Origin of the sequence: uncultured Psychroserpens sp. (assembly GCF_947501425.1) — a bacterium.
In the GTDB taxonomy this organism is placed as follows: domain Bacteria; phylum Bacteroidota; class Bacteroidia; order Flavobacteriales; family Flavobacteriaceae; genus Psychroserpens.
The window spans coordinates 146,358-168,604 of sequence record NZ_CANMVN010000002.1 but is presented as its reverse complement, the minus strand read 5'-3'; the positions used below and the strand labels follow the sequence as shown (position 1 = coordinate 168,604).

General features: G+C 36.3%; 9 protein-coding genes. 3 read left to right on the top strand and 6 right to left on the bottom strand.

Annotated features, from left to right (window positions below):
- Nucleotides 1-22: 22 nt before the first annotated feature.
- Genes Q0951_RS03265 through thrA form a run of 4 tightly spaced genes read right to left on the bottom strand, consistent with a single transcriptional unit; the run spans nt 23 to nt 5,786 of the window.
- Nucleotides 23-1,084, bottom strand: coding sequence for a tetratricopeptide repeat protein (locus Q0951_RS03265; RefSeq protein WP_299334204.1), 1,062 nt, complete (start codon nt 1,082-1,084; stop codon nt 23-25).
- Between the two features lie 41 nt (nt 1,085-1,125).
- Nucleotides 1,126-2,421 (bottom strand): threonine synthase, encoded by a 1,296-nt coding sequence (gene thrC / locus Q0951_RS03260; protein WP_299334201.1) that lies wholly within the window; start codon nt 2,419-2,421, stop codon nt 1,126-1,128.
- Nucleotides 2,422-3,342, bottom strand: coding sequence for a homoserine kinase (locus tag Q0951_RS03255; RefSeq protein ID WP_299334198.1), 921 nt, complete (start codon nt 3,340-3,342; stop codon nt 2,422-2,424). It lies immediately after the preceding gene.
- Complete coding sequence (gene thrA / locus Q0951_RS03250; RefSeq protein ID WP_299334196.1) at nt 3,342-5,786, bottom strand: bifunctional aspartate kinase/homoserine dehydrogenase I; 2,445 nt, start codon at nt 5,784-5,786, stop codon at nt 3,342-3,344. Before thrA ends, Q0951_RS03255 begins: the two co-directional genes overlap by 1 nt.
- 322 nt (nt 5,787-6,108) lie before the next feature.
- Here thrA and Q0951_RS03245 point away from each other — a divergent pair, with 322 nt between their 5' ends.
- Entirely contained in the window at nt 6,109-7,662 is a 1,554-nt protein-coding gene (locus Q0951_RS03245; RefSeq protein ID WP_299334194.1) for an NAD(P)H-hydrate dehydratase, read from the top strand.
- 50 nt (nt 7,663-7,712) lie between these two features.
- Here the strand turns inward: Q0951_RS03245 and Q0951_RS03240 are convergent, their stop codons facing one another.
- Nucleotides 7,713-9,098 carry a TlpA disulfide reductase family protein gene (locus Q0951_RS03240; protein ID WP_299334191.1) on the bottom strand — a complete coding sequence of 462 codons (1,386 nt, stop codon included), beginning with the start codon at nt 9,096-9,098 and terminating at the stop codon, nt 7,713-7,715.
- Nucleotides 9,099-9,225: 127 nt separating this feature from the next.
- Between Q0951_RS03240 and hutH the strand changes: the two genes are divergently transcribed.
- Both hutH and Q0951_RS03230 read left to right on the top strand, forming a co-directional pair.
- Nucleotides 9,226-10,737: a histidine ammonia-lyase gene (gene hutH, locus Q0951_RS03235; RefSeq protein ID WP_299334188.1), complete on the top strand. Its 1,512-nt coding sequence runs from the start codon at nt 9,226-9,228 to the stop codon at nt 10,735-10,737.
- A gap of 375 nt (nt 10,738-11,112) precedes the next feature.
- Nucleotides 11,113-21,609 (top strand): T9SS type A sorting domain-containing protein, encoded by a 10,497-nt coding sequence (locus Q0951_RS03230; RefSeq protein ID WP_299334185.1) that lies wholly within the window; start codon nt 11,113-11,115, stop codon nt 21,607-21,609.
- Nucleotides 21,610-21,858: 249 nt separating this feature from the next.
- Here Q0951_RS03230 and Q0951_RS03225 read toward each other — a convergent pair whose 3' ends face one another.
- On the bottom strand, nt 21,859-22,227 hold the full coding sequence (locus tag Q0951_RS03225) for a hypothetical protein (RefSeq protein WP_299334182.1): 369 nt from the start codon (nt 22,225-22,227) through the stop codon (nt 21,859-21,861).
- Nucleotides 22,228-22,247 lie beyond the last annotated feature (20 nt).

Here is a 22,247-nt window from a genome sequence, read left to right as displayed (position 1 = left end):
TAATAGGTATCAACCAAAAAGACTATTGCTTGATAAACGCATTACTTTGGTTAATTTCAATAGTGTTATCAGTACTTATGTACCATTGTTTAAAAGTATTGAACGCCTCTTCGTTGTTAGCTAACCATGAGTCAAATTGTTCGGAAGCGCCCATTTGAAATAAGTAATGATTATAAGCATCAAATAGTCCCTTATCCTTAAGTGTTTTGTGATAACTAAAAAGCACGTTTGGATGTGTTTTGTAGTCTTCAGTAAAATAATTGTCAATGAATGAATTTCTCATTTGCGAAAGTGTATCCAAATTGAATTCTTTCTGACCTAAAATACCAAAGACAAAATTTTTACCAAATATCGCACATAAAGGTAGTGTTAGATCATCTTTAGTAACCGATTTGGCATCTATGACTATTTCACAAAAATCAATTTTAGACTCCTCTTCTCCAAGTGTAATTGCATCTTTATAAGTCATGTAAAGTAATTCACTTATTTCGATTGTTCGATTAGTTGTGCGTTCAATATTCATGAAAATTTCGCCATAGATCAAACCAGATAATTTATCATTCGAATTGAGATAAAGTAAAGCCAGTTGATAGTAATTTGAAGGGTACATTGGGTCGACTTTAATGCCATTTTCATAATTTTTAATAGCTTCATTATACTGTTCTTCCTGATTAAAAATGTTACCTTTTTCTAAGTGAAGGTTTCCTGCATTAGGAAATCGCTTCATGCCTTCTTCATATTCTTTAATCGCTTTTTTAGGTTGCCCTAAATAGCTATAACAATTACCTAGCATTTGATAAACCTGACTATTGATAACTTCGAATTTTTTCGTTTTTTTAAGGATGTCTGCAGCTTTCTTATAGTCCTTTTTCAGTACATATGCATAGGCTATTTCGTATGAAAACAAATAATTTTCAGGATCAAGTTTTTCACCCTCTTTTAATAGTTCTACACTTTTGTCAATCTCTCCGTTATCCATAAGTTGAATGGCTTCTCTGGCTTTTGAAAGTGCAAGTTCCTTATTAGTTTGTGAAAAGGTTTTTGTGATTGAAATTAGAATTAAGAGCAGGAAGAGCTTTTTCATATTTGCCTTGTATTGATTTAAAGATAGATAAGTCTAGATTTTTAAGATTTCAGTAAAAAAGCTTTGAGATCTTCATAATTTGAAATTTTAGTGGCTACTTTTTCTTTGTCCATAACGGCTCTAATTTGAGGAGGTAAAGCTACTTTAGTTTGAATAACATGTTCAACCACATTTAGAAATTTTGTAGGATGAGCAGTTTCTAAAAAGACACAATGCGCATTTTTATGCGTTTTAAGATATGATTTACAACCTAAATACCCAACAGCTCCATGTGGATCTGCAATGTAATTATATAAGTCGTATATCTCTTTTAGTGCTTGTTTGGTCTCTTCGTCAGAAAAACTGTAAGAAGAAAGATAAGTTTTGAGTGTATTGAAATCGTTGCCATAGATCTCCTGAATCCTGATAAAATTACTCGGATTTCCAACATCCATAGCATTACTAATGGTTTGAACTGAAGATTTAGGCTTGTAGTCTTGAGTTTTTAAGTATTCGGTTACAACATTATTGGCATTATTAGCAGCAACAAAGTGCTTTACAGGTAGGCCTAATTGTTGCGCCATCATACCTGCACAAATATTACCAAAATTCCCGCTAGGAATTGAAAACACAATATCATCATGGTGATGGTGTAATTGTTTGTAGGCAAATAGGAAATAAAACATCTGCGGTAGCCATCTCGCTACATTAATAGAATTAGCAGAGGTCAATTGCATGTTGCTTGTAATAGACTCATCCAGAAAGGCTTTTTTTACCATATCTTGACAATCATCAAACACACCGTCTACTTCTAAAGCAGTAATATTTTGACCTAATGTTGTCAATTGCTTTTCCTGGATATCACTTACTTTTCCTGAAGGATATAAAATAACCACATTAACACCTTTCACACCAAGAAATCCGTTGGCAACAGCACCTCCTGTATCACCAGAAGTAGCAACAAGAACAGTAACATCGTTGTTGTTATCTCGATTAAAATAGCCTAAACATCTTGCCATGAATCGCGCACCAACATCTTTAAATGCCATAGTTGGTCCATGAAATAATTCTAAAGTAGATATATGATCATTGAGCTTCACCACTGGAAAATCAAACGATAGAGTGTCTTCAATAATAGTTTTTAGCTTGGACTCAGGAATGTCCGAACTTACAAACTGCTTTATGGCTTCAAAGGCAATTTCGCTGTAAGAGAATTGGTCTATATTTTTAAAAAAAGAAGCTGGTAAAGGCTTGATTTTCTTTGGAAAATAAAGTCCTCTGTCAGGTGCTAGTCCTTTAATCACAGCATTTGCGAAGCTAGTATCTGGTGCTTTTTTATTTAGACTGTAATAATTCATTTATATTATTTTTATCCCTTTTGTGTTGATTTCCGAAGTATAAATTTCAAAAGGAATACCAGTTGTTGAATATACATATTTTATCTGCATTGCAACTTGTTGAGCCACTTCTTTACCATGGCATAAACTGAAAATAGAAGGTCCAGATCCAGAGATTCCACAACCTAAAGCACCATGAAGTAATGCTGTTTCTCTCACCTTTTCAAAATGAGGAATGAGCTTACTGCGGTGAGGCTCAACAATGACATCAGTTAGCGATTTGCTTAAGAGATTATAATTGTTGGTGTGAAGTGCGTGTACCAAACTACCAACATTAGACCATTGCGTAATGGCATCTTTTAACCGAATATCTTTTGGTAGAATCGCTCGTGCTTCAGCAGTTTTAATTTCTATTTGCGGATGGATGATAACAGCATATAAATCTTTGGGTGTTGGCAACTGTAAGACTTCTAACGGATTTACAGATTTGACCAATGTAAAACCTCCAAAAATAGCTGGAGCAACATTATCGGCATGTTCACTTTGACTTGCGAGTACTTCGCCTTTCATTGCAAAACGAGTAAGCTCAGTCTTACTATAGGGTTTGCCCAAAAGTTCGTTAATAGCAAAAACACTTCCGGCAGCACTAGCAGAACTACTGCCAATACCACTACCAGGCTTTATTTTTTTATAAATTTCAATCTCAAAACCAAAATCAGGATCGGCATCTTCAATAAGTGCTAAAGCCGAAACGCCTGCAACATTTTTATCAGCTTCGAAAGGCAATTCACAACCCTCAATTTTAGTTAGGTGTATGCCTTTTTTTTCTGTTGTTCTAATAACCATTTCATCACCAATGGCATCCAGACAAAATCCAAGTACATCAAATCCGCATGAGACGTTGGCAACAGTTGCTGGTGAAAATATTTTGAGTGCTTTCATTATTTGTTTCCTATTCTAATGATGTCAGCAAAAAGACCTGATGCTGTAACATCTGCGCCTGCACCAGCACCTTTTACTATGAGTGGTTGCTCTGGATAGCGTTCGGTATGGAACATCACAATGTTGTCTTTGCCTTCTAAATTATAAAAAGGATGACCTTTAGGAATCTCTTTGAGTCCAACTTTAGCTTTTCCTTTTTTAAATTCGGCCACATATTTAAGCTGACAATTATTCTTTTTAGCAGAGGCATACAGTTTTTGAAAATGATCTTCATTTGTTTTTAAAGTATCGTAAAAATCATCTACAGAATCACTCTCTAAATTAGCTTTGGTTAAGAAGGATTCATTTTCAATATCGTCAATCTCCATGGTCATTCCGTTTTCTCTGGCTAAAATTAGCATCTTTCTGGCAACATCAATACCACTGAGATCTATTCTAGGATCTGGTTCTGTATAACCCTCAAATTGAGCCCGTTTCACAGTGTCATGAAAGTTGTTTTTGTCACTAAAATTATTAAACACAAAGTTTAAACTACCAGATAAAACAGCTTCAATGCTGGTGACTTTATCACCAGATGCAACCAAATTATTTAATGTGTTAATAATTGGTAATCCAGCACCTACGTTGGTTTCAAATAGAAATGGAGCGTTGTATTTTAACGAAAGCATTTTCAAGTTTTGATAATTATCGTAAGAACTGGCACATGCAATTTTATTACATGCAACAACAGCAATACTTTGTCTTAAATAATCATCATAGAGGTTTGCCACATCTTCACTAGCTGTTATGTCAACAAATATGCTGTTTCTTAAATTTAGCTCAACAACCTTGTCAAAAAAGCCATGCAGACTTGACTTTTCTGCAAAATGAAATTGAGATGCCCAATCATCAAGATCAATACCATCTTCATTAAAAATCATTTTACGCGAATTTGCCATACCGATGATTCTTACATCAATTTTTAATTTTTTCTTTAAAAAGGTATGTTGTTGCTGAATTTGATCTATAAGTTTTTCACCAACATTACCAATTCCAGTAATATAAACATTGAGTTGTTTTGTTTTTACTTCAAAGAAACTTTCATGCAAGACATTAAGTGCTTTTTTGATATCCTTATTTGCAATTACTGCCGAAATATTCCGCTCTGAAGCACCTTGAGCAATGGCTCTGATGTTAATGTTGTTTTTTCCTAAACATCTAAACATTTTGCCAGAAATACCTTGATGATTTTTCATATTATCACCAACTAAAGCTATTATAGAAAGATCATTTTCAACAATAATTGGGTCTATTTTATGTAGTGATATTTCATATTCAAATGCACCATCTATTGCTGATTTTGCAGTGTCGACATTGTTCTGATCAATCCCTAAGCATATGGAATGCTCTGAAGAGGCCTGAGTAATAAGAATAACATTGATTTTTTCATTGGCTAAGGTTTCGAATAAACGTTTTGAAAATCCAGGAATTCCAACCATTCCACTTCCTTGTAAGGTAATCAATGAGATGCCACTAATATGGCTAATTCCTTTTACTGCCAATTCATGTTGTTCGTGGAACTTAGAAATGAGTGTGCCTTCATCATTAGGTTTTAGCGTATTTTTAATAAGGATAGGAATCTCAGCATCTAATGCAGGTTGTACCGTTGGTGCATATAGAACTTTTGCACCAAAATGTGATAATTCCATAGCTTCCTGATAGGAAAGTTTTTTAATAGGAATTGCTTGCTTTACTAATTTAGGATTTGCAGTGAACATACCACTAACATCCGTCCAGATTTCAAGTTGATTTACTTCTAAAGCTGAAGCAACAATGGCTGCCGTAAAATCTGACCCTCCACGACCTAAAGTAGTTTGTTCTCCAGTGCTCGATTTCGATATGAATCCAGGTAATATTGTAATCCCTTGATTTGCATCTGAAAAGTAATTTTTAATGTTGTCATAAGTTTGTTTGTAATTCACTTCAGCTTTGGTGAAATCAGAATTGGTTACAATTAACTCCTGACTGTTTTTTCTAATGCAATCCAAACCTCTATTTTTCATGGTTTCTGAAATGATAAATGAGGATAATAATTCTCCAAAACTCACCAGTTTATCTGAGGTTTTTGGAGATAGTTCGTTAATCAGAAAAATACCATCCAAAAGATTTTTTAGTTCGTCTAGTTTAGCGTCTAATTGGCTAAGTGTAGTTTGGTTTTTATCAGGAATCAATTCTGATAATATCTTAGAATGAACTTTGGTAATTTCATCAAATACACTTTTGTAAGCATCATCTTTATTTTGAGCTAATTCTCCAGCTTTTAGAAGCTTGTCTGTGATGCCACCCACAGCAGAAACCACACAAATTACTTTTCCGTTTTTTGCATAATCATCTAGAATAGAAATGACTTTATTTATATGTTTTACTGAACCTACTGAAGTTCCTCCAAATTTTAAAACCTTCATTTGCAGTTATTTAAAGTGAATTGGGTTTGCTTTTTTCCTGAAACAGGACAAGTAATGAGATGAGTATATAATAGACTAAAAACCCCTAAGGGTTGTCAAATTTGACATCCTCAAATGTGATGTTAAGCCTAGGTTTATAGATATTTTTGATAGGTTTTGCATGAATAGTAGTCTATACCTTTCAAATGTATTATTTTTACGAGAATAAAAAAACTTAAAAGGTTATTTTGCATTTTTTTCTGTTTAAAGCGAAATAAAAATAAATATCTAGCATTTAGACGATAGAAAATGGCAATTTAGCAACTGAATATAAAGCTTATACATGAAGATTTTTTCAAAAGAACAGATTTATCAAGGAGATCAACTTACGGCTAAAAAGCAAAATATTAGTTCTACAGAATTGATGGAGCGTGCAGGAATTCAAATTTTCAATTGGTTGCACGTCCGAATGCAAGGTGCTCAAGTCCCTATTCATGTGTTTTGTGGTATTGGAAATAATGGAGGAGATGGATTAGTTGTAGCAAGACATTTAAGCACGCATGGCTATAACGTTAATACTTACGTGGTTAATTGTAGTGATAAGCGTTCTCCAGACTTTTTGATTAACTATAATCTTATTAAAGAGACCACTAAAAGTTGGCCAGAAATGTTGAATTGTGAAGCTGATTTTCCTGAAATTCATAAAGATGATATTATTGTCGATGCAGTGTTTGGAATCGGACTTAACAGACCTGCAAGTGATTGGGTGAAATCACTATTTTTACACTTTAGAAATAGTAAGGCTTTTACACTTTCTATAGACATTCCCTCTGGTGTTTATACAGATAAAATTCCTGAGGATGAGAATGGTGTCGTTTGGGCAAATTATACCTTGAGTTTTCAGTCGCCCAAATTGATATTTTTTCTACCTGAAACTGCCCAGTATTCTGTACAATGGGAAGTGCTTGATATTGGTATTGACCGAGAGTTTTTGTTTACAACAGAAACTAACGCAGAATTAATTGGAAAACATGAAGTTTTACCCATTTATATTCCTAGACAGAAATATGCACATAAAGGCGATTTTGGACATAGTTTGATTATTGGTGGTAGCTACGGAAAAATAGGGTCTGTATTGTTGGCCAGTCGCTCTGCATTATCTATTGGAGCAGGTTTGGTGACTGCTTTTGTTCCTAAGTGTGGCTATCAAATTATGCAAACTGCTTTTCCTGAAGCTATGGTTATAACTGATAAAAACGAAGAATTGATATCTGATATTATATTGGATATTGAACCTAAAGTAATCGGTTTAGGTATTGGTATGGGAACAGAGAATGTGACGATTTCAGCATTAGAAAAATTTCTTAAAACCAATAAGATTCCATTAGTGATTGATGCTGATGGATTAAATATCTTATCTAAGAAAAAAACACTTTTAAAACATCTTCCAGAGCTTTCAGTTTTAACGCCTCACCCTAAAGAATTAGAGCGGTTGATTGGGACATGGAAAGATGATTTTGATAAATTAAATAAGACTAAGGCGTTTTCAAAAAAATACAATGTAATTGTTGTCATTAAAGGTGCAAATACAATCACTGTTTTTAATGATAAATACTACATCAATACTACTGGAAATCCTGGTATGGCTACGGCTGGTTCTGGAGATGTTTTAACAGGAATAATAACAGGTTTAATATCTCAGGGTTATGAGCCGCTTCCAGCAACTATTTTTGGTGTGTATTTACATGGCAGAGCTGCAGATATTGCTATTGAAGATCTAGGCTATCAGAGTTTGATAGCGAGCTATATTATTGAAGCTCTTGGTGAAGCCTATGTTGATCTCTTTAAACAGCCTGAACAGCCTCAAGTAGAGGAGGAAGAATCTAAAGAATCATAAATAAAAAACGCCACTTAAATAAAGTGGCATTTTTTATGTATTATCAAAAATTACGGTTGCATTTTAAGTTCCTCTTCAAGTAATTCCTTTAACTTAGGATCAGATGGTCTTGGCGCGTCTGCACTTACAATATTTCCGTTAGGATCTATGAGTATAAATCTTGGAATTCCCTGGATAGCATATTCTTCAACAAATTTAGATTTCCATGCGTTATCTGCCATAAGCTGCACACCACCTAATTCTTTATCATTAACCATACTCACCCATTTGTCGTGGTCTTTAACTTCATCAATAGAAGTACTCACAAACTCAATGTTTTCATTGTGAAATTGCTTTTCAACTTCTTTGAGTGATGGTATTTCTCTAATACAAGGTCCGCACCATGTTGCCCATACATCTATATATACATATTTCCCTTTGAGATCAGCAAGTGACATCTCACCACCTTTATGATTCTCATAGTTTTCAAATTGAGGTGATGGTTTTCCTTTGACGAGATCTTTATTTTTCTCATAGGTTTCAGTCAGTTTCTTTTTTGTGTCTTCCTTAGTGGTATTACTTACAAAAAAGTTATAAATGGATTCCATATTCGAGTTTCCTGGAGACACTAGGAAGCTTCCTAAATAGTCTATAGCTTCATTTTTTAAAGCTTGAATTTTAATATCATTAAGACCTTTTAAATGATCTACAGAAACAGTAGATATGTCATCACCAATGGTATCAAATATATTCGTCATGACTTTGTCAAATGCCATATTCTTATATGACATTGAAGATTTATACGCTTTTTCATCGTCAAAGGTCATGTTTTTAAATTCTTCAGGAAGAAAACCTTCTGAAGCTTCAAAGTTTTCTTTTTTTGTATAATAGCCATGACGTTGTACGTAATTGTGTAACATCGCATAGTTGTCATAAACTAAATTTTGTTTTTCCGTAGCAATAAAATCCTGATCGGCATCGACTAATTCGCCTAGTAATGATTCGTTGTTAGATCTCAATTCAGCAACTTTATTTTTAAAATCCGTTTCAGTCATTGAATAAAACTCCACTGGGTTTTCAATACCTTTACTTTCATTAAGCATTTTAGAAGCTAAATAGTTATTCTCTACAGAACCTTCACCTGTATAGCTGATACTTTCGTCAAATGTTGCAGCATCAACAGTTAGGTTCACATTGTTCCCCATGCCTAAATAAACTGGAGTATATTCTCTACCTATGGATAAGGAGTAAAACCCTTTTTCAGGAATACGTAATGTGTCAGAAAAAGTTCCGTCTTCATTAATGGCTATTTCTTTTTTAAAATCAATACTGCTTAGTGTAGCAGAAGTAGCTCTTGAATTCTCAACTTTACCTGAAAGGATAGCATAATCAATTTTTGGTTCTTGCTGGCATGCAACCATAGTAATGGCACAAATAGCAATAATTAATCTTTTCATAATTTGAAATTGTTTTAGTTACTCAAAAATACAGTTTCTTGAGTTTTTATGAGAATCTTTATTAATTATTAACATTTGTTGCAAAGTAGAGATGTTATTCTGACTTTTGAATTTGTAAATAACAACCATGGATACAACGCATTTTATTTCTTCGGAAGTTTTAGAGCTTTCAACCATAAATACTATCATTTTTCAAAATAAAAAAATAGCACTCTCAAAAGAGGCAATTGATAAAATTGAAAGATGCAGAAACTATCTGGATGATAAAATTAAAAATCAGGATCAACCTATTTATGGTATCAATACTGGGTTTGGATCTTTATGTGATGTTAAGATATCTAAAGATAAATTGACACATCTTCAAGAAAACTTAGTGATGTCTCATGCCTGTGGAGTGGGAGCCAGAGTTCCTGATCAAATCGTTAAACTTATGTTGTTGCTTAAAGTGCAATCGCTAAGTTATGGTCATAGTGGAGTTCAACTTAAAACCGTTGAGCGTCTTATAGATTTTTATAATAATGATGTGTTACCTGTTGTCTTTACTAAAGGGTCTCTGGGAGCATCAGGAGATTTAGCACCATTAGCACATTTAGCTTTGCCGCTCATTGCTAGAGGTGAAGTAATGTATAAAGGTGAAATTTATGAGTCTGGAGAGATTCTTAAAAAATTTGATTGGAAACCTATTCAATTACAATCTAAAGAAGGTCTTGCGCTACTCAACGGAACACAATTTATGAGTGCCTACGGAGTTCATCTTCTTATAAAATCATATAAGTTATCTTATTTTGCCGATTTTATTGCAAGCATCTCATTAGATGCTTTTAATGGTCGTATAGAACCTTTCAATGAGTTAGTACATTTTGTAAGACCTCATAAAGGACAAATTAAAACCGCTGAGCGTATACGAGCGTTTCTTGAACATAGCGAATTGATCGCTCAGGAGAAAAGTCATGTTCAGGATCCGTATTCGTTTAGATGTATTCCACAAGTCCACGGAGCATCTAAAGATACTTTAGAATTTGTACATAAGGTTTTTAAAACTGAGATCAATGCAGTTACCGATAACCCAAATATTTTTGTTGGTGAAGATGAAATTATCTCTGGTGGAAATTTTCACGGACAACCGCTTGCGCTAGCATTTGATTATCTTAAGATAGCAATGTCTGAACTTGGTAACATTTCCGAAAGACGAATCTATCAATTAGTCTCAGGACTGAGAGGCTTACCTACATTTTTAGTGGATAACCCTGGATTGAATTCTGGATTTATGATACCACAATATACTGCTGCTAGTATTGTAAGTGCAAATAAGCAATTAGCAACACCTGCAAGCGTTGATAGTATTGTGTCCAGTAACGGACAAGAAGACCATGTAAGCATGGGAGCTAATGCAGCAACTCAATGCTACGAAATCATATATAATATAGAGCGCATTTTGTCTATTGAATTGCTCAATGCCTCTCAGGCCATATTTTTTAGACAACCACAAAAATCTTCTCCTCTAATTGAATCTTTTTTAGATAGTTATAGAGAAGAGGTGCCATTTGTAACTGAAGATCAAGTTTTTTATAAACTGATTAAAAAAACATTACATTTTATCGATGAATTTTACATCGAAAATGAATTACTTTTCGATTAAATGCAGAAAAAAATGTTCAACTGTTTATTATGAAAAAAAAGAATAAATTTATTTGGCATTCAATATATTATAATATACTTTTGAAACTAAGATGAGGTGAATTCTGTTCATTTTTATCCCGATAGTAAGTTGAAATAATAGCAATTAAACTTACTGTTCTTACCGAAAAATTGTTTGATAGCACAACAATTGATTATTAGCACATTTATTGATTTAGAATGATTGTCATTCTAGTTTGATGTTCTGTTTATTCAGTACGTCATATTTGATTTTAAGCTTACTCGCAAATCTTGTATTTGCGCTTTTGCCGACAATACGTGTATTGTCCTATATAAATGTTAAGATAATTTTAATTTAAAACCAAATGTTATGTTTATGAGCAATTTTACTCGAAGTGGTAGACGCGCCAAAATCTGGCAATCTATCACGAACTTATCGTGTTGTAGCATTGATCTTATGACTAAACAAAGTAGAAGCATGAAGGCATTAGTCTTTATCATGCTTTTTGCGTTTAGTACAACATCAGTGTTCGCACAACAAGACCTGGCTCGAAGTACTTTCTTCAACAGATGTCAGGATGAAGCACCTCCTGGGCCTACAGAGGCGGATGTTGCCAATCTTTACATGAATCAATGTGGAGATCTTACTGCTGAAGTAGTTAAGTCTACTTTGATGGAAGGTAACGATTGTGCTTGGAATGTTGAATATACTTACGATGTTAAGTGTGGCGCTTTCGAAGAGCAAATCAAAATCAGTTATAATGGTGGAGATATTACTGTACCAGAATTAAATGATGGTGCCGAAGTTCCAACTGGAGGACAAGACTTAAACTTATGCTTTAGTGATGCTCCAGCAGGACCATCTGCTGATGACATCGCTTTGTTGTATTCAGACAACTGTAGCGAAGTTTTTGTTACTAAGTCTGGTGCACCAGAAGGAAATGACTGCCAGTGGGAAGCTGTTTACACCTACACAATTAAAGACGCTTGCGATAATTTCGCTGAAGATTTAGTTGTAACTTATAGTGGTGGAGACGATGAAGCTCCTCAACTTGCTAAAGGTGCAGAACTTCCAACTGATCAGTATGGAATCAACTTATGTTTTGATAGTAAGTCTGAAGGTCCAACTGCAGAGGATATTGCTGCATTATTTGAAGATAACTGCGGAAATGTAAATGTAACTAAATCAGTTGTGTCTAAAGGAGATGACTGTAAGTGGATGGCAGAATTTACTTATACAATCCAAGATGATTGTAACAATTTTGCTGAATCAGTAGTAGTAGCTTATTATGGTGGAGATTTAGAAGATCCAGTATTATCTGGAGTTCCTGGAGATATCACAGTAGACTGTGTTGATCAGGTTCCAGCTCCTGCATTTAAAGAAGTTTCTGCTACCGATAACTGTGCAGATAAATTAGAGGTTCAGGTTTCTGATAACCCAAGTGAATTAGATTCATGTTTAGGCGGAGTAATTGTTAGAACTTACTCTGTTGTTGACGGTTGTGGAAATAGTGATTCTCAAACTCAAACTATCACTGTTTTACCTACACCTGAGGCTACGGTAAGTGCACCAGAATTCCCATCTAGCATTACATGTGCAGAAGCTGGAGAATTTCAAGCTGATGACGCATCATTTAGCAATGGTGTAGATGGCGGAGCATGTGCAATCAGTGGTTCTATACAGGCTGAGGTTGATTTCCAATACACTGAGTGTGGTGGAACAATCACAGTTACATATGATGATGTTGATGCATGTGAGCGTCCATTAAGTGCAGGTCCATTTGTTATAAATGTAGAACCAGCACCAATGGCTGAATTTGACGGAGTGGAAGACATGACAGTATCATGTGATGAAGCTGGATCAATTGTACCAGGATCTTTAGGATACTCAAACGGAGCTGCTAACCCAGCATGTTTGATCGAAGGATCTGTAGAAGGTGAATTAAGTGGATCATACACTGAATGTGGTGGTACATTATATATTGATTGGGTTTACACTGATGATTGTGACAGAACAATCACAGCTAAGAAAACAATTACTGTAGAGCCAGCACCAATGGCTGAAATAGTTGATGGTCCAGGAGACATTCAAATTACTTGTGAAGATGCTAATGGATACCAATTACAATCATTAAACTATTCTAACGGAGCTTCAAACGAAGCATGTTTGATCGAAGGATCAGTAGAAGGTGAATTAAGTGGAACATACGACGAGTGTGGTGGAGACTTATTAGCTACATGGACATTTGTTGATGAATGTGGTAGAGAGTTATACTATGAGCAATTTATCACAGTATTACCAGCACCAATGGCTGAGTTTGACGAAGTGGAAGACATGACAATTTCATGTGACGAAGCAGGATCATTCCAGGCAGGATCTTTAGGATATTCAAATGGAGCTGCTAACCCAGCTTGTTTAATCGAAGGATCTGTAGAAGGTGAATTAAGTGGATCATACACAGAATGTGGTGGTACATTATATGTTGATTGGGTTTACACTGATGATTGTGACAGAACAATCACAGCTAAGAAAACAATCACAGTAGAACCAGCACCAATGGCTGAGTTTGATGAAATAGAAGACATGACAGTATCATGTGATGAAGCAGCATCAATTGCAGCAGGATTCTTAGCGTATTCAAATGGCGCATCAACAGAAGCATGTTTAATTGCTGGAGAAGTAGAAGGTGAATTAAGTGGATCATACGATGAGTGTGGTGGAACACTTACAATTAACTGGACATACACTGATGAATGCCAAAGAACTATTGAAGCTAGCAAAACTATTACAGTAGAGCCAGCACCAATGGCTGAATTTGAGCCTGTTGATAACATCACAGTATCATGTGACGAAGCTGCATCAATTACAGCAGGATCTTTAGGATATTCAAACGGAGCTTCAACTGAAGCATGTTTGATTGAAGGATCTGTAGAAGGTGAGTTGAGTGGAGAATATGATGAGTGTGGTGGATTATTATATATTGATTGGACGTACACTGATGATTGTGAGAGAACAATCACAGCTAGACAACAAATCAAAGTTAACCCAGCACCAATGGCTGAATTTGATGAAGTAGAAGACATGGTAGTATCATGTGATGAAGCGGCATCTATTGAAGCAGGATTCTTAGGATATTCAAATGGTGCTCAAACTGATGCTTGTTTAATTGCAGGTGAAGTAGAAGGTGAATTAAGTGGATCATACACTGAGTGTGGAGGAACACTTGAAATTGATTGGACTTACACAGATGAATGTGGAAGAACAATTACAGCTAAGAAAACTATTACAGTAGAGCCAGCACCAATGGCTGAGTTTGATGGAACTGAAGACATGACAATTTCATGTGATGAAGCTGGATCATTCCAGGCAGGATCTTTAGGATATTCAAATGGAGCTTCAACTGAAGCATGTTTGATTGAAGGATCTGTAGAAGGTGAAGCTACACCTAATTATGATGAGTGTGGTGGAACTATCGCTGTAAACTGGACTTACACTGATGAATGTGGAAGAACAATCACAGCTAGTAAAACTGTAACAGTAGAGCCAGCACCAATGGCTGAGTTTGATGAAGTAGAAGACATGACAGTATCATGTGATGAAGCTGGATCAATCGTAGCAGGGTCTTTAGGATACTCAAACGGAGCTGCTAACCCAGCATGTTTGATTGAAGGATCAGTAGAAGGTGAATTAAGTGGATCATACACTGAGTGTGGTGGTACGTTATATGTTGATTGGGTTTACACTGATGATTGTGACAGAACAATCACAGCTAAGAAAACAATCACAGTAGAACCAGCACCAATGGCTGAGTTTGATGAAGTGGAAGACATGACAGTATCATGTGATGAAGCAGCATCAATTACAGCAGGATCTTTAGGATATTCAAACGGAGCTTCAACTGAAGCATGTTTGATCGAAGGATCAGTAGAAGGTGAATTAAGTGGATCATACGATGAGTGTGGTGGAACACTTACAATTAACTGGACATACACAGATGAGTGCCAAAGAACTATTGAAGCTAGTAAAACTATTACAGTAGAGCCAGCACCAATGGCTGAATTTGACGAAGTGGAAGACATGACAGTATCATGTGACGAAGCAGCATCAATCGTAGCAGGATCTTTAGGGTATTCAAACGGAGCTTCGACTGACGCTTGTTTAATTGAAGGATCAGTAGAAGGTGAATTAAGTGGATCATACACTGAATGTGGTGGTACATTATATATTGATTGGGTTTACACTGATGATTGTGACAGAACAATCACAGCTAAGAAAACAATTACAGTAGAACCAGCACCAATGGCTGAGTTTGATGAAGTGGAAGACATGACAGTATCATGTGACGAAGCAGCATCAATTACAGCAGGATCTTTAGGATACTCAAACGGAGCTTCAACTGAAGCATGTTTAATTGCTGGAGAAGTAGAAGGTGAATTAAGTGGATCATACGATGAGTGTGGTGGAACACTTACAATTAACTGGACATACACTGATGAGTGCCAAAGAACTATTATAGCTAGCAAAACTATTACAGTAGAGCCAGCACCAATGGCTGAGTTTGATGAAGTGGAAGACATGACAATTTCATGTGATGAAGCAGGATCATTCCAGGCAGGATCTTTAGGATACTCAAATGGAGCTTCAACTGAAGCATGTTTAATTGCTGGAGAAGTAGAAGGTGAATTAAGTGGATCATACACTGAGTGTGGTGGTACATTATATGTTGATTGGACTTACACAGATGATTGTGGAAGAACTATCACAGCTAAGAAAACAGTAACAGTTGAACCAGCACCAATGGCAGAATTTGCTGAGGTACAGGATATTTCTATTACTTGTGATTTAGCTAACCAATATGTTGTTAACCCATTATCATACACTAACGGAGCTTCAACTGAAGCATGTCTGATCGAAGGATCTGTAGAAGGTGAGTTAAGTGGTGAGTATGACGAATGTGGTGGTACATTATATGTTGATTGGACTTACACTGATGATTGTAACAGAACAATCTCAGCGAGAAAAACAATCACAGTAGAACCAGCACCAATGGCTGAGTTTGATGAAGTAGAAGACATGACAATTTCATGTGATGAAGCGGGATCATTCCAGGCAGGATCTTTAGGATACTCAAACGGAGCTTTAAATCCAGCTTGTTTAATCGAAGGATCTGTAGAAGGTGAATTAAGTGGATCATACACTGAATGTGGTGGTACATTATTTGTTGATTGGACTTACACAGATGATTGTGGAAGAACTATCACAGCTAAGAAGGAAATCACAGTAGAGCCAGCACCAATGGCTGAGTTTGATGAAGTGGAAGACATGACAATTTCATGTGATGAAGCAGGATTATTCCAGGCAGGATCTTTAGGATACTCAAACGGAGCTTTAACTGAAGCATGTTTGATCGAAGGATCTGTACCAGGTGAAGCTACACCAGATTACGATGAGTGTGGTGGTGTAATTATTGTAAACTGGACTTACACAGATGATTGTCAAAGAACAATTACAGCAAGTAAGACTGTAACAGTAGAGCCAGCACCAATGGCTGAGTTTGATGAAGTGGAAGACATGACAGTATCATGTGATGAAGCAGCATCAATTACAGCAGGATCATTAGGATACTCAAATGGAGCTTTAAATCCAGCTTGTTTAATCGAAGGATCTGTAGAAGGTGAATTAAGTGGATCATACACTGAGTGTGGTGGTACATTATATATTGATTGGACTTACACTGATGATTGTGACAGAACAATCACAGCTAAGAAAACAATTACTGTAGAGCCAGCACCAATGGCTGAGTTTGACGAAGTGGAAGACATGACAATTTCATGTGATGAAGCAGGGTCATTCCAGGCAGGATCTTTAGGATATTCAAATGGAGCTTCAACTGAAGCATGTTTGATCGAAGGATCTGTACCAGGTGAAGCTACACCAAATTACGATGAGTGTGGTGGAACTATCACAGTGAACTGGACTTATACTGATGATTGTAACAGAACAATTGATGCTAGCCAGACTATTACAGTTGAGCCAGCACCAATGGCTGAGTTTGATGAAGTAGAAGACATGACAATTTCATGTGATGAAGCAGGATCATTCCAGGCAGGATCTTTAGGATATTCAAACGGAGCTTTAAATCCAGCTTGTTTAATCGAAGGATCTGTAGAAGGTGAATTAAGTGGATCATACACTGAGTGTGGTGGTACTTTATATGTTGATTGGACTTACACAGATGATTGTGGAAGAACTATCACAGCTAAGAAAGATATCACAGTAGAGCCAGCGCCAATGGCTGAGTTTGACGAAGTGGAAGACATGACAATTTCATGTGACGAAGCAGGATCATTCCAGGCAGGATCATTAGGATATTCAAATGGAGCTTCAACTGAAGCATGTTTGATCGAAGGATCTGTAGAAGGTGAATTAAGTGGATCATACACTGAATGTGGTGGTACATTATATGTTGATTGGACTTACACAGATGATTGTGGAAGAACTATCACAGCTAAGAAGGAAATCAATGTAGAGCCAGCACCAATGGCTGAGTTTGACGAAGTGGAAGACATGACAATTTCATGTGATGAAGCAGGATCATTCCAGGCAGGATCTTTAGGATATTCAAACGGAGCTTTAACTGAAGCATGTTTGATCGAAGGATCTGTACCAGGTGAAGCTACACCAGATTACGATGAGTGTGGTGGTGTAATTATTGTAAACTGGACTTACACTGATGATTGTCAAAGAACAATTACAGCAAGTAAGACAGTAACAGTAGAGCCAGCACCAATGGCTGAGTTTGATGAAGTAGAAGACATGACAGTATCATGTGATGAAGCAGCATCAATTACAGCAGGATCTTTAGGATACTCAAACGGAGCTTTAAATCCAGCTTGTTTAATCGAAGGATCTGTAGAAGGTGAATTAAGTGGATCATACACTGAATGTGGTGGTACATTATATGTTGATTGGACTTACACAGATGATTGTGGAAGAACTATCACAGCTAAGAAGGAAATCACTGTAGAGCCAGCACCAATGGCTGAGTTTGACGAAGTGGAAGACATGACAATTTCATGTGATGAAGCAGGATCATTCCAGGCAGGATCTTTAGGATATTCAAACGGAGCTTTAACTGAAGCATGTTTGATCGAAGGATCTGTACCAGGTGAAGCTACACCAGATTACGATGAGTGTGGTGGTGTAATTATTGTAAACTGGACTTACACTGATGATTGTCAAAGAACAATTACAGCAAGTAAGACAGTAACAGTAGAGCCAGCACCAATGGCTGAGTTTGATGAAGTAGAAGACATGACAGTATCATGTGATGAAGCAGCATCAATTACAGCAGGGTCTTTAGGATACTCAAACGGAGCTTTAAATCCAGCTTGTTTAATCGAAGGATCTGTAGAAGGTGAATTAAGTGGATCATACACTGAGTGTGGTGGTACATTATATGTTGATTGGACTTACACAGATGATTGTGGAAGAACTATCACAGCTAAGAAGGAAATCACTGTTGAGCCAGCACCAATGGCTATGTTCAACCCAGTACAAGATGATACAATTTCTTGTGAGGAAGCTAATGTATTCCAAGCAGCATCTTTAGGATATTCAAATGGAGCTTCAACTGAAGCATGTTTGATCGAAGGATCTGTACCAGGTGAAGCTACACCAAATTACGATGAGTGTGGTGGAACTATCACAGTGAACTGGACTTATACTGATGATTGTAACAGAACAATTGATGCTAGCCAGACTATTACAGTTGAGCCTGCACCAATGGCTGAGTTCGATGAAATATTAGATGCTTCTATCCCTTGTGAAGAATTATCTTCTTACGAACCAGAGTTCTTATCATATAGTAATGAAGGAACAGGAGCATGTCTAATTGAAGGATCTGTTCAAGGTGAAGCACAACCATTTGATGGTAGCTGTGGAACGTTTGAAGTTGACTTTACTTACACTGATGACTGTGGAAGAACAATTACAGCTAAACAAACAATCACTGTAGTTGATGAAACAGCTCCAATGTTAGTAGGAGAATATCCTCAAGGTGAATCTGATATAAACGCTTGTTTCGCAGATGCACCAGCAGGACCAACTGAAGCTGAGATCGCTGCATTATTTGAAGATAACTGTGGAAATGTAAATGTTACTAAATCTACATTCTCTCCAGATGAAAATAATGACTGTCAGTGGGCAATAGTTTACAGATATGATGTTGAAGATGATTGTGGTAATATGGCTGCACCAGTTAAGATTGCTTACAATGGTGGTGATAATTCTGCTCCTGAATTAGTAGGAGATTTACCTCAAGGTGTTACAGGATTACAGTGCTTAAGTGAAAATCCAGGTGCTCCATCAATTGCTGATATTGAAGCAGCTTACACAGATAACTGTGGAGAGGTAACAGTAACTGCATTAGAACCAGTTATCGAAGGTGATGATTGTGGATGGACTGCTACATATACTTACACTGTTCAAGATTCTTGTGAAAACTTCGCAGATAACGTAGTAATCGTTAACAGTGGAGCTGATACACAAGCTCCTGAATTAGAAGGTGAATTACCTCCTAATGTTGTAAACTCTATTAACGCATGTAAAGATGCTGACTTAGGTGAGCCATCAGCAGAAGAAATTGCTGCACTTTACGTTGATAACTGTAGCGAAGTTACAGTTGAGAAAATAGAGAAGTTATCTATCGGATCAGACTGTGAGTGGATTAGAGTATACGAGTATATTGCAAAAGATGCTTGTGGTACTCCTGCTGAATTATTCAAAATCACGTATTCTGGAGGAGACATGTCTGCACCAGAACCAACAGGAGTTTGTGATGATGAAGTAATGACTATCGAAGGATGTCCTGAAACTGCTGAGATTTCACTTCAAATTGGAGACGAGATTTCTATTGCAGACAGAGACTGGACTGTAGGTGGATTCACGTTAGAGGAGCTTAATGGAACTTTAGGACCATGCTTCACTGATAACTGTGCGTTACCAGAAGAATTAACTTTCAGAGTAATCGGAAAAGGAGTTGATAAAGGAGTTTGTTCAACAACACTTACTGTTACTTTTGAAGTTGAAGATAACTGTGAAAACGTATCTGAACCATTTACTTGTACATTTATAGTAGAGGATACTACTGGACCTGCATTTAATGAAGAGTTACCTCAAGATATGACTATCGAATGTGGTAGTGATATTCCTGAGCCTGCAGTATTAACTGCTACCGATGATTGTTCAGATGCAACTGTAGAGTATATCCCTGAAGTTTCTAAGAGAGAATGTAAAGCTGATGATGCTAGCAACCATACATTATGGATCGCTAACAAAGCTGGATTAGGAGTTGATAGTAAAAACTGGACAGCAACAGGTCCTACTACATTTGAGCAATTCTCAGATGGAACGGCTAAGTTGACTGGTACTACTGCTAACGTAAGTAACCCTAACAAGTCATTCGAATTTGTAGCTTGGTTTAAAGGTGCAAGTACTTATGATGAGTGGACATCTACACCTAATGCTGCGTCTTCAACAGGATTCCGTCAGCCTAAATTGGATGCTGGAACTACTAATGGAGCGTCATTAGCAGATGCACAGACTTGGACATACTACCTAATGGATGAAACTAAAGACAACAAATTAGTTGGACAAGGTGATCTTGCAGGAGTTGAGTTATCATTATCTCATAACCCAGCTAACTTAGTATTTGGTTTACAATACGGTCATAAAGCTAGTTTACAGAGTGATGGATTAGGAGTATCTACTTGGATTAGAATCTCAGGTGATTACAATGGTTCAAACTACTACAGTAATGGTGACTTTAATGTTGCATTATCTGAGTGTGTTGAAGATCCTAACTTCGATATCGAAACTGAGGATGATTGTAACAGAACAATAGTTCGTACTTGGATCGCTAAAGATGCTTGTGGAAATGAGACTACTCATACACAAACTATCACAGTAAGTGATTCTCAAGCACCAGTTATTGATTGTCCACAAGATGTTGACTTTGGTCACGTATATGAAACGCCTACAGCATTTGCTGATAAAGCACCATATACTGACAACTGTAGTGCAGACGGACAAACTCAAGAGTTTACAGATAGTGAAATAACTGAAACTCAAGGTGAGCAAGTTCAAGTAGGATCTGCGTTAAGATTAATCTTTGGTGATTATATCTTAGACTTCGGTGAAGCACCACATCAATTTGGAGTATTTACTGACTACTTTGGTAATATTATCAGTGATGATGTAGTTGAGTTAGTTTACAACTCTTACTTCAATGATTACGATATCGTTTACCATGGATTAGGTAATGTTGGATTTGTTGGACTTGATTTATGTAACTCAACTTGGAATTTCTTCGGAGATCACAATAAGACGTTTACAGTCGAGTGCGCTCAGTTCGAGTATGTAACTGAATACTCATTTACTCGTACGTTTACTGCAACTGATGATTGTGGTAATGTTGGAGAATGTTCTGTAGAATATTCTTGGAGTACAGGTGGAGTTACATTTAGAGAGAGCGGTTCTACAAACTACCCTGAATTCTTCGGATTCGAAGAAGGATCTAGAGATCAGGCTAGACAAACGAACTTGACTATCGACTTTACTGCGTATCCAGTACCATTTGATAAGGAAGTTAACATTGCATACTCATTTGAGTTTGATACTAACGTAACTATTGAGTTATTCGATACTAAAGGTCTATTGATCTTAAGTGAGACTAACAGCAGATACGTTGCAGGTTCTAAAGACAAAGCTACTTTTGACTTGTCTAGAATCTCTAACCAAATGTTCTATGTGAAAGTGACTACTAGTCAAGGATCAGTAACTAAGAAAATTGTTTCTTCAGGTAAGAAATAATAGATAAATAATTAGGGATATTCCCTAAGGGTAAAATTAAAGGCAGCTATTTTATAGCTGCCTTTTTTATGCATTGTATTTAGATTTATGAAGTATGATGGTTGGTTTTATTGTATTAAATATAGTGTTGAGAAGCTAATCAGAAAGATCAAAGCTTATGTGATTAGAGTGTAATTTTGAATACTCATTCAGAACAATAGTTTATAGGAGAATGCGTATGGCTATTAAAATGCTAAAACGGAGATTGGTTTAGCTATTAGTAAGAGATTTAGCCCAATCAATGGCTTCTTTAAGTGAGTCGAAAATTTCGAAAGGTTTATCTAAAAATAATTTTTCTATTTGAGCTGTGCTTTTTGCTAAATAGTTTTTAGAAACTACAGAAAAACCTACAAGATTGGAGATTTTTGAGGTTTCTTTATACACTCCAGGATCTACTGCATAAGAATTGATTCGATGTGTAATATAAACAAAGGGTCTGTTATCGAAGTAGGTGTCTGCTATATTTGTTAGGGTTTTATTATGTTCGAGACTTATAGTTTCACCTGTATTCACAGTAACAATCATATAGTGATCGTATATGTGAATCTTACAAAAATCAAGTGTTAATTTGTCTGTCATATTTCTAAAGTTAATCAATA

Coding starts and splice junctions, on each gene's coding strand:
- Q0951_RS03245 (WP_299334194.1), top strand. CDS start 6,109: ATGAAGATTTTTTCAAAAGAACAGATTTATCAAGGAGATCAACTTACG.
- hutH (WP_299334188.1), top strand. CDS start 9,226: ATGGATACAACGCATTTTATTTCTTCGGAAGTTTTAGAGCTTTCAACC.
- Q0951_RS03255 (WP_299334198.1), bottom strand. CDS start 3,342: ATGAAAGCACTCAAAATATTTTCACCAGCAACTGTTGCCAACGTCTCA.
- Q0951_RS03230 (WP_299334185.1), top strand. CDS start 11,113: ATGAGCAATTTTACTCGAAGTGGTAGACGCGCCAAAATCTGGCAATCT.
- thrA (WP_299334196.1), bottom strand. CDS start 5,786: ATGAAGGTTTTAAAATTTGGAGGAACTTCAGTAGGTTCAGTAAAACAT.
- Q0951_RS03265 (WP_299334204.1), bottom strand. CDS start 1,084: ATGAAAAAGCTCTTCCTGCTCTTAATTCTAATTTCAATCACAAAAACC.
- thrC (WP_299334201.1), bottom strand. CDS start 2,421: ATGAATTATTACAGTCTAAATAAAAAAGCACCAGATACTAGCTTCGCA.
- Q0951_RS03240 (WP_299334191.1), bottom strand. CDS start 9,098: ATGAAAAGATTAATTATTGCTATTTGTGCCATTACTATGGTTGCATGC.
- Q0951_RS03225 (WP_299334182.1), bottom strand. CDS start 22,227: ATGACAGACAAATTAACACTTGATTTTTGTAAGATTCACATATACGAT.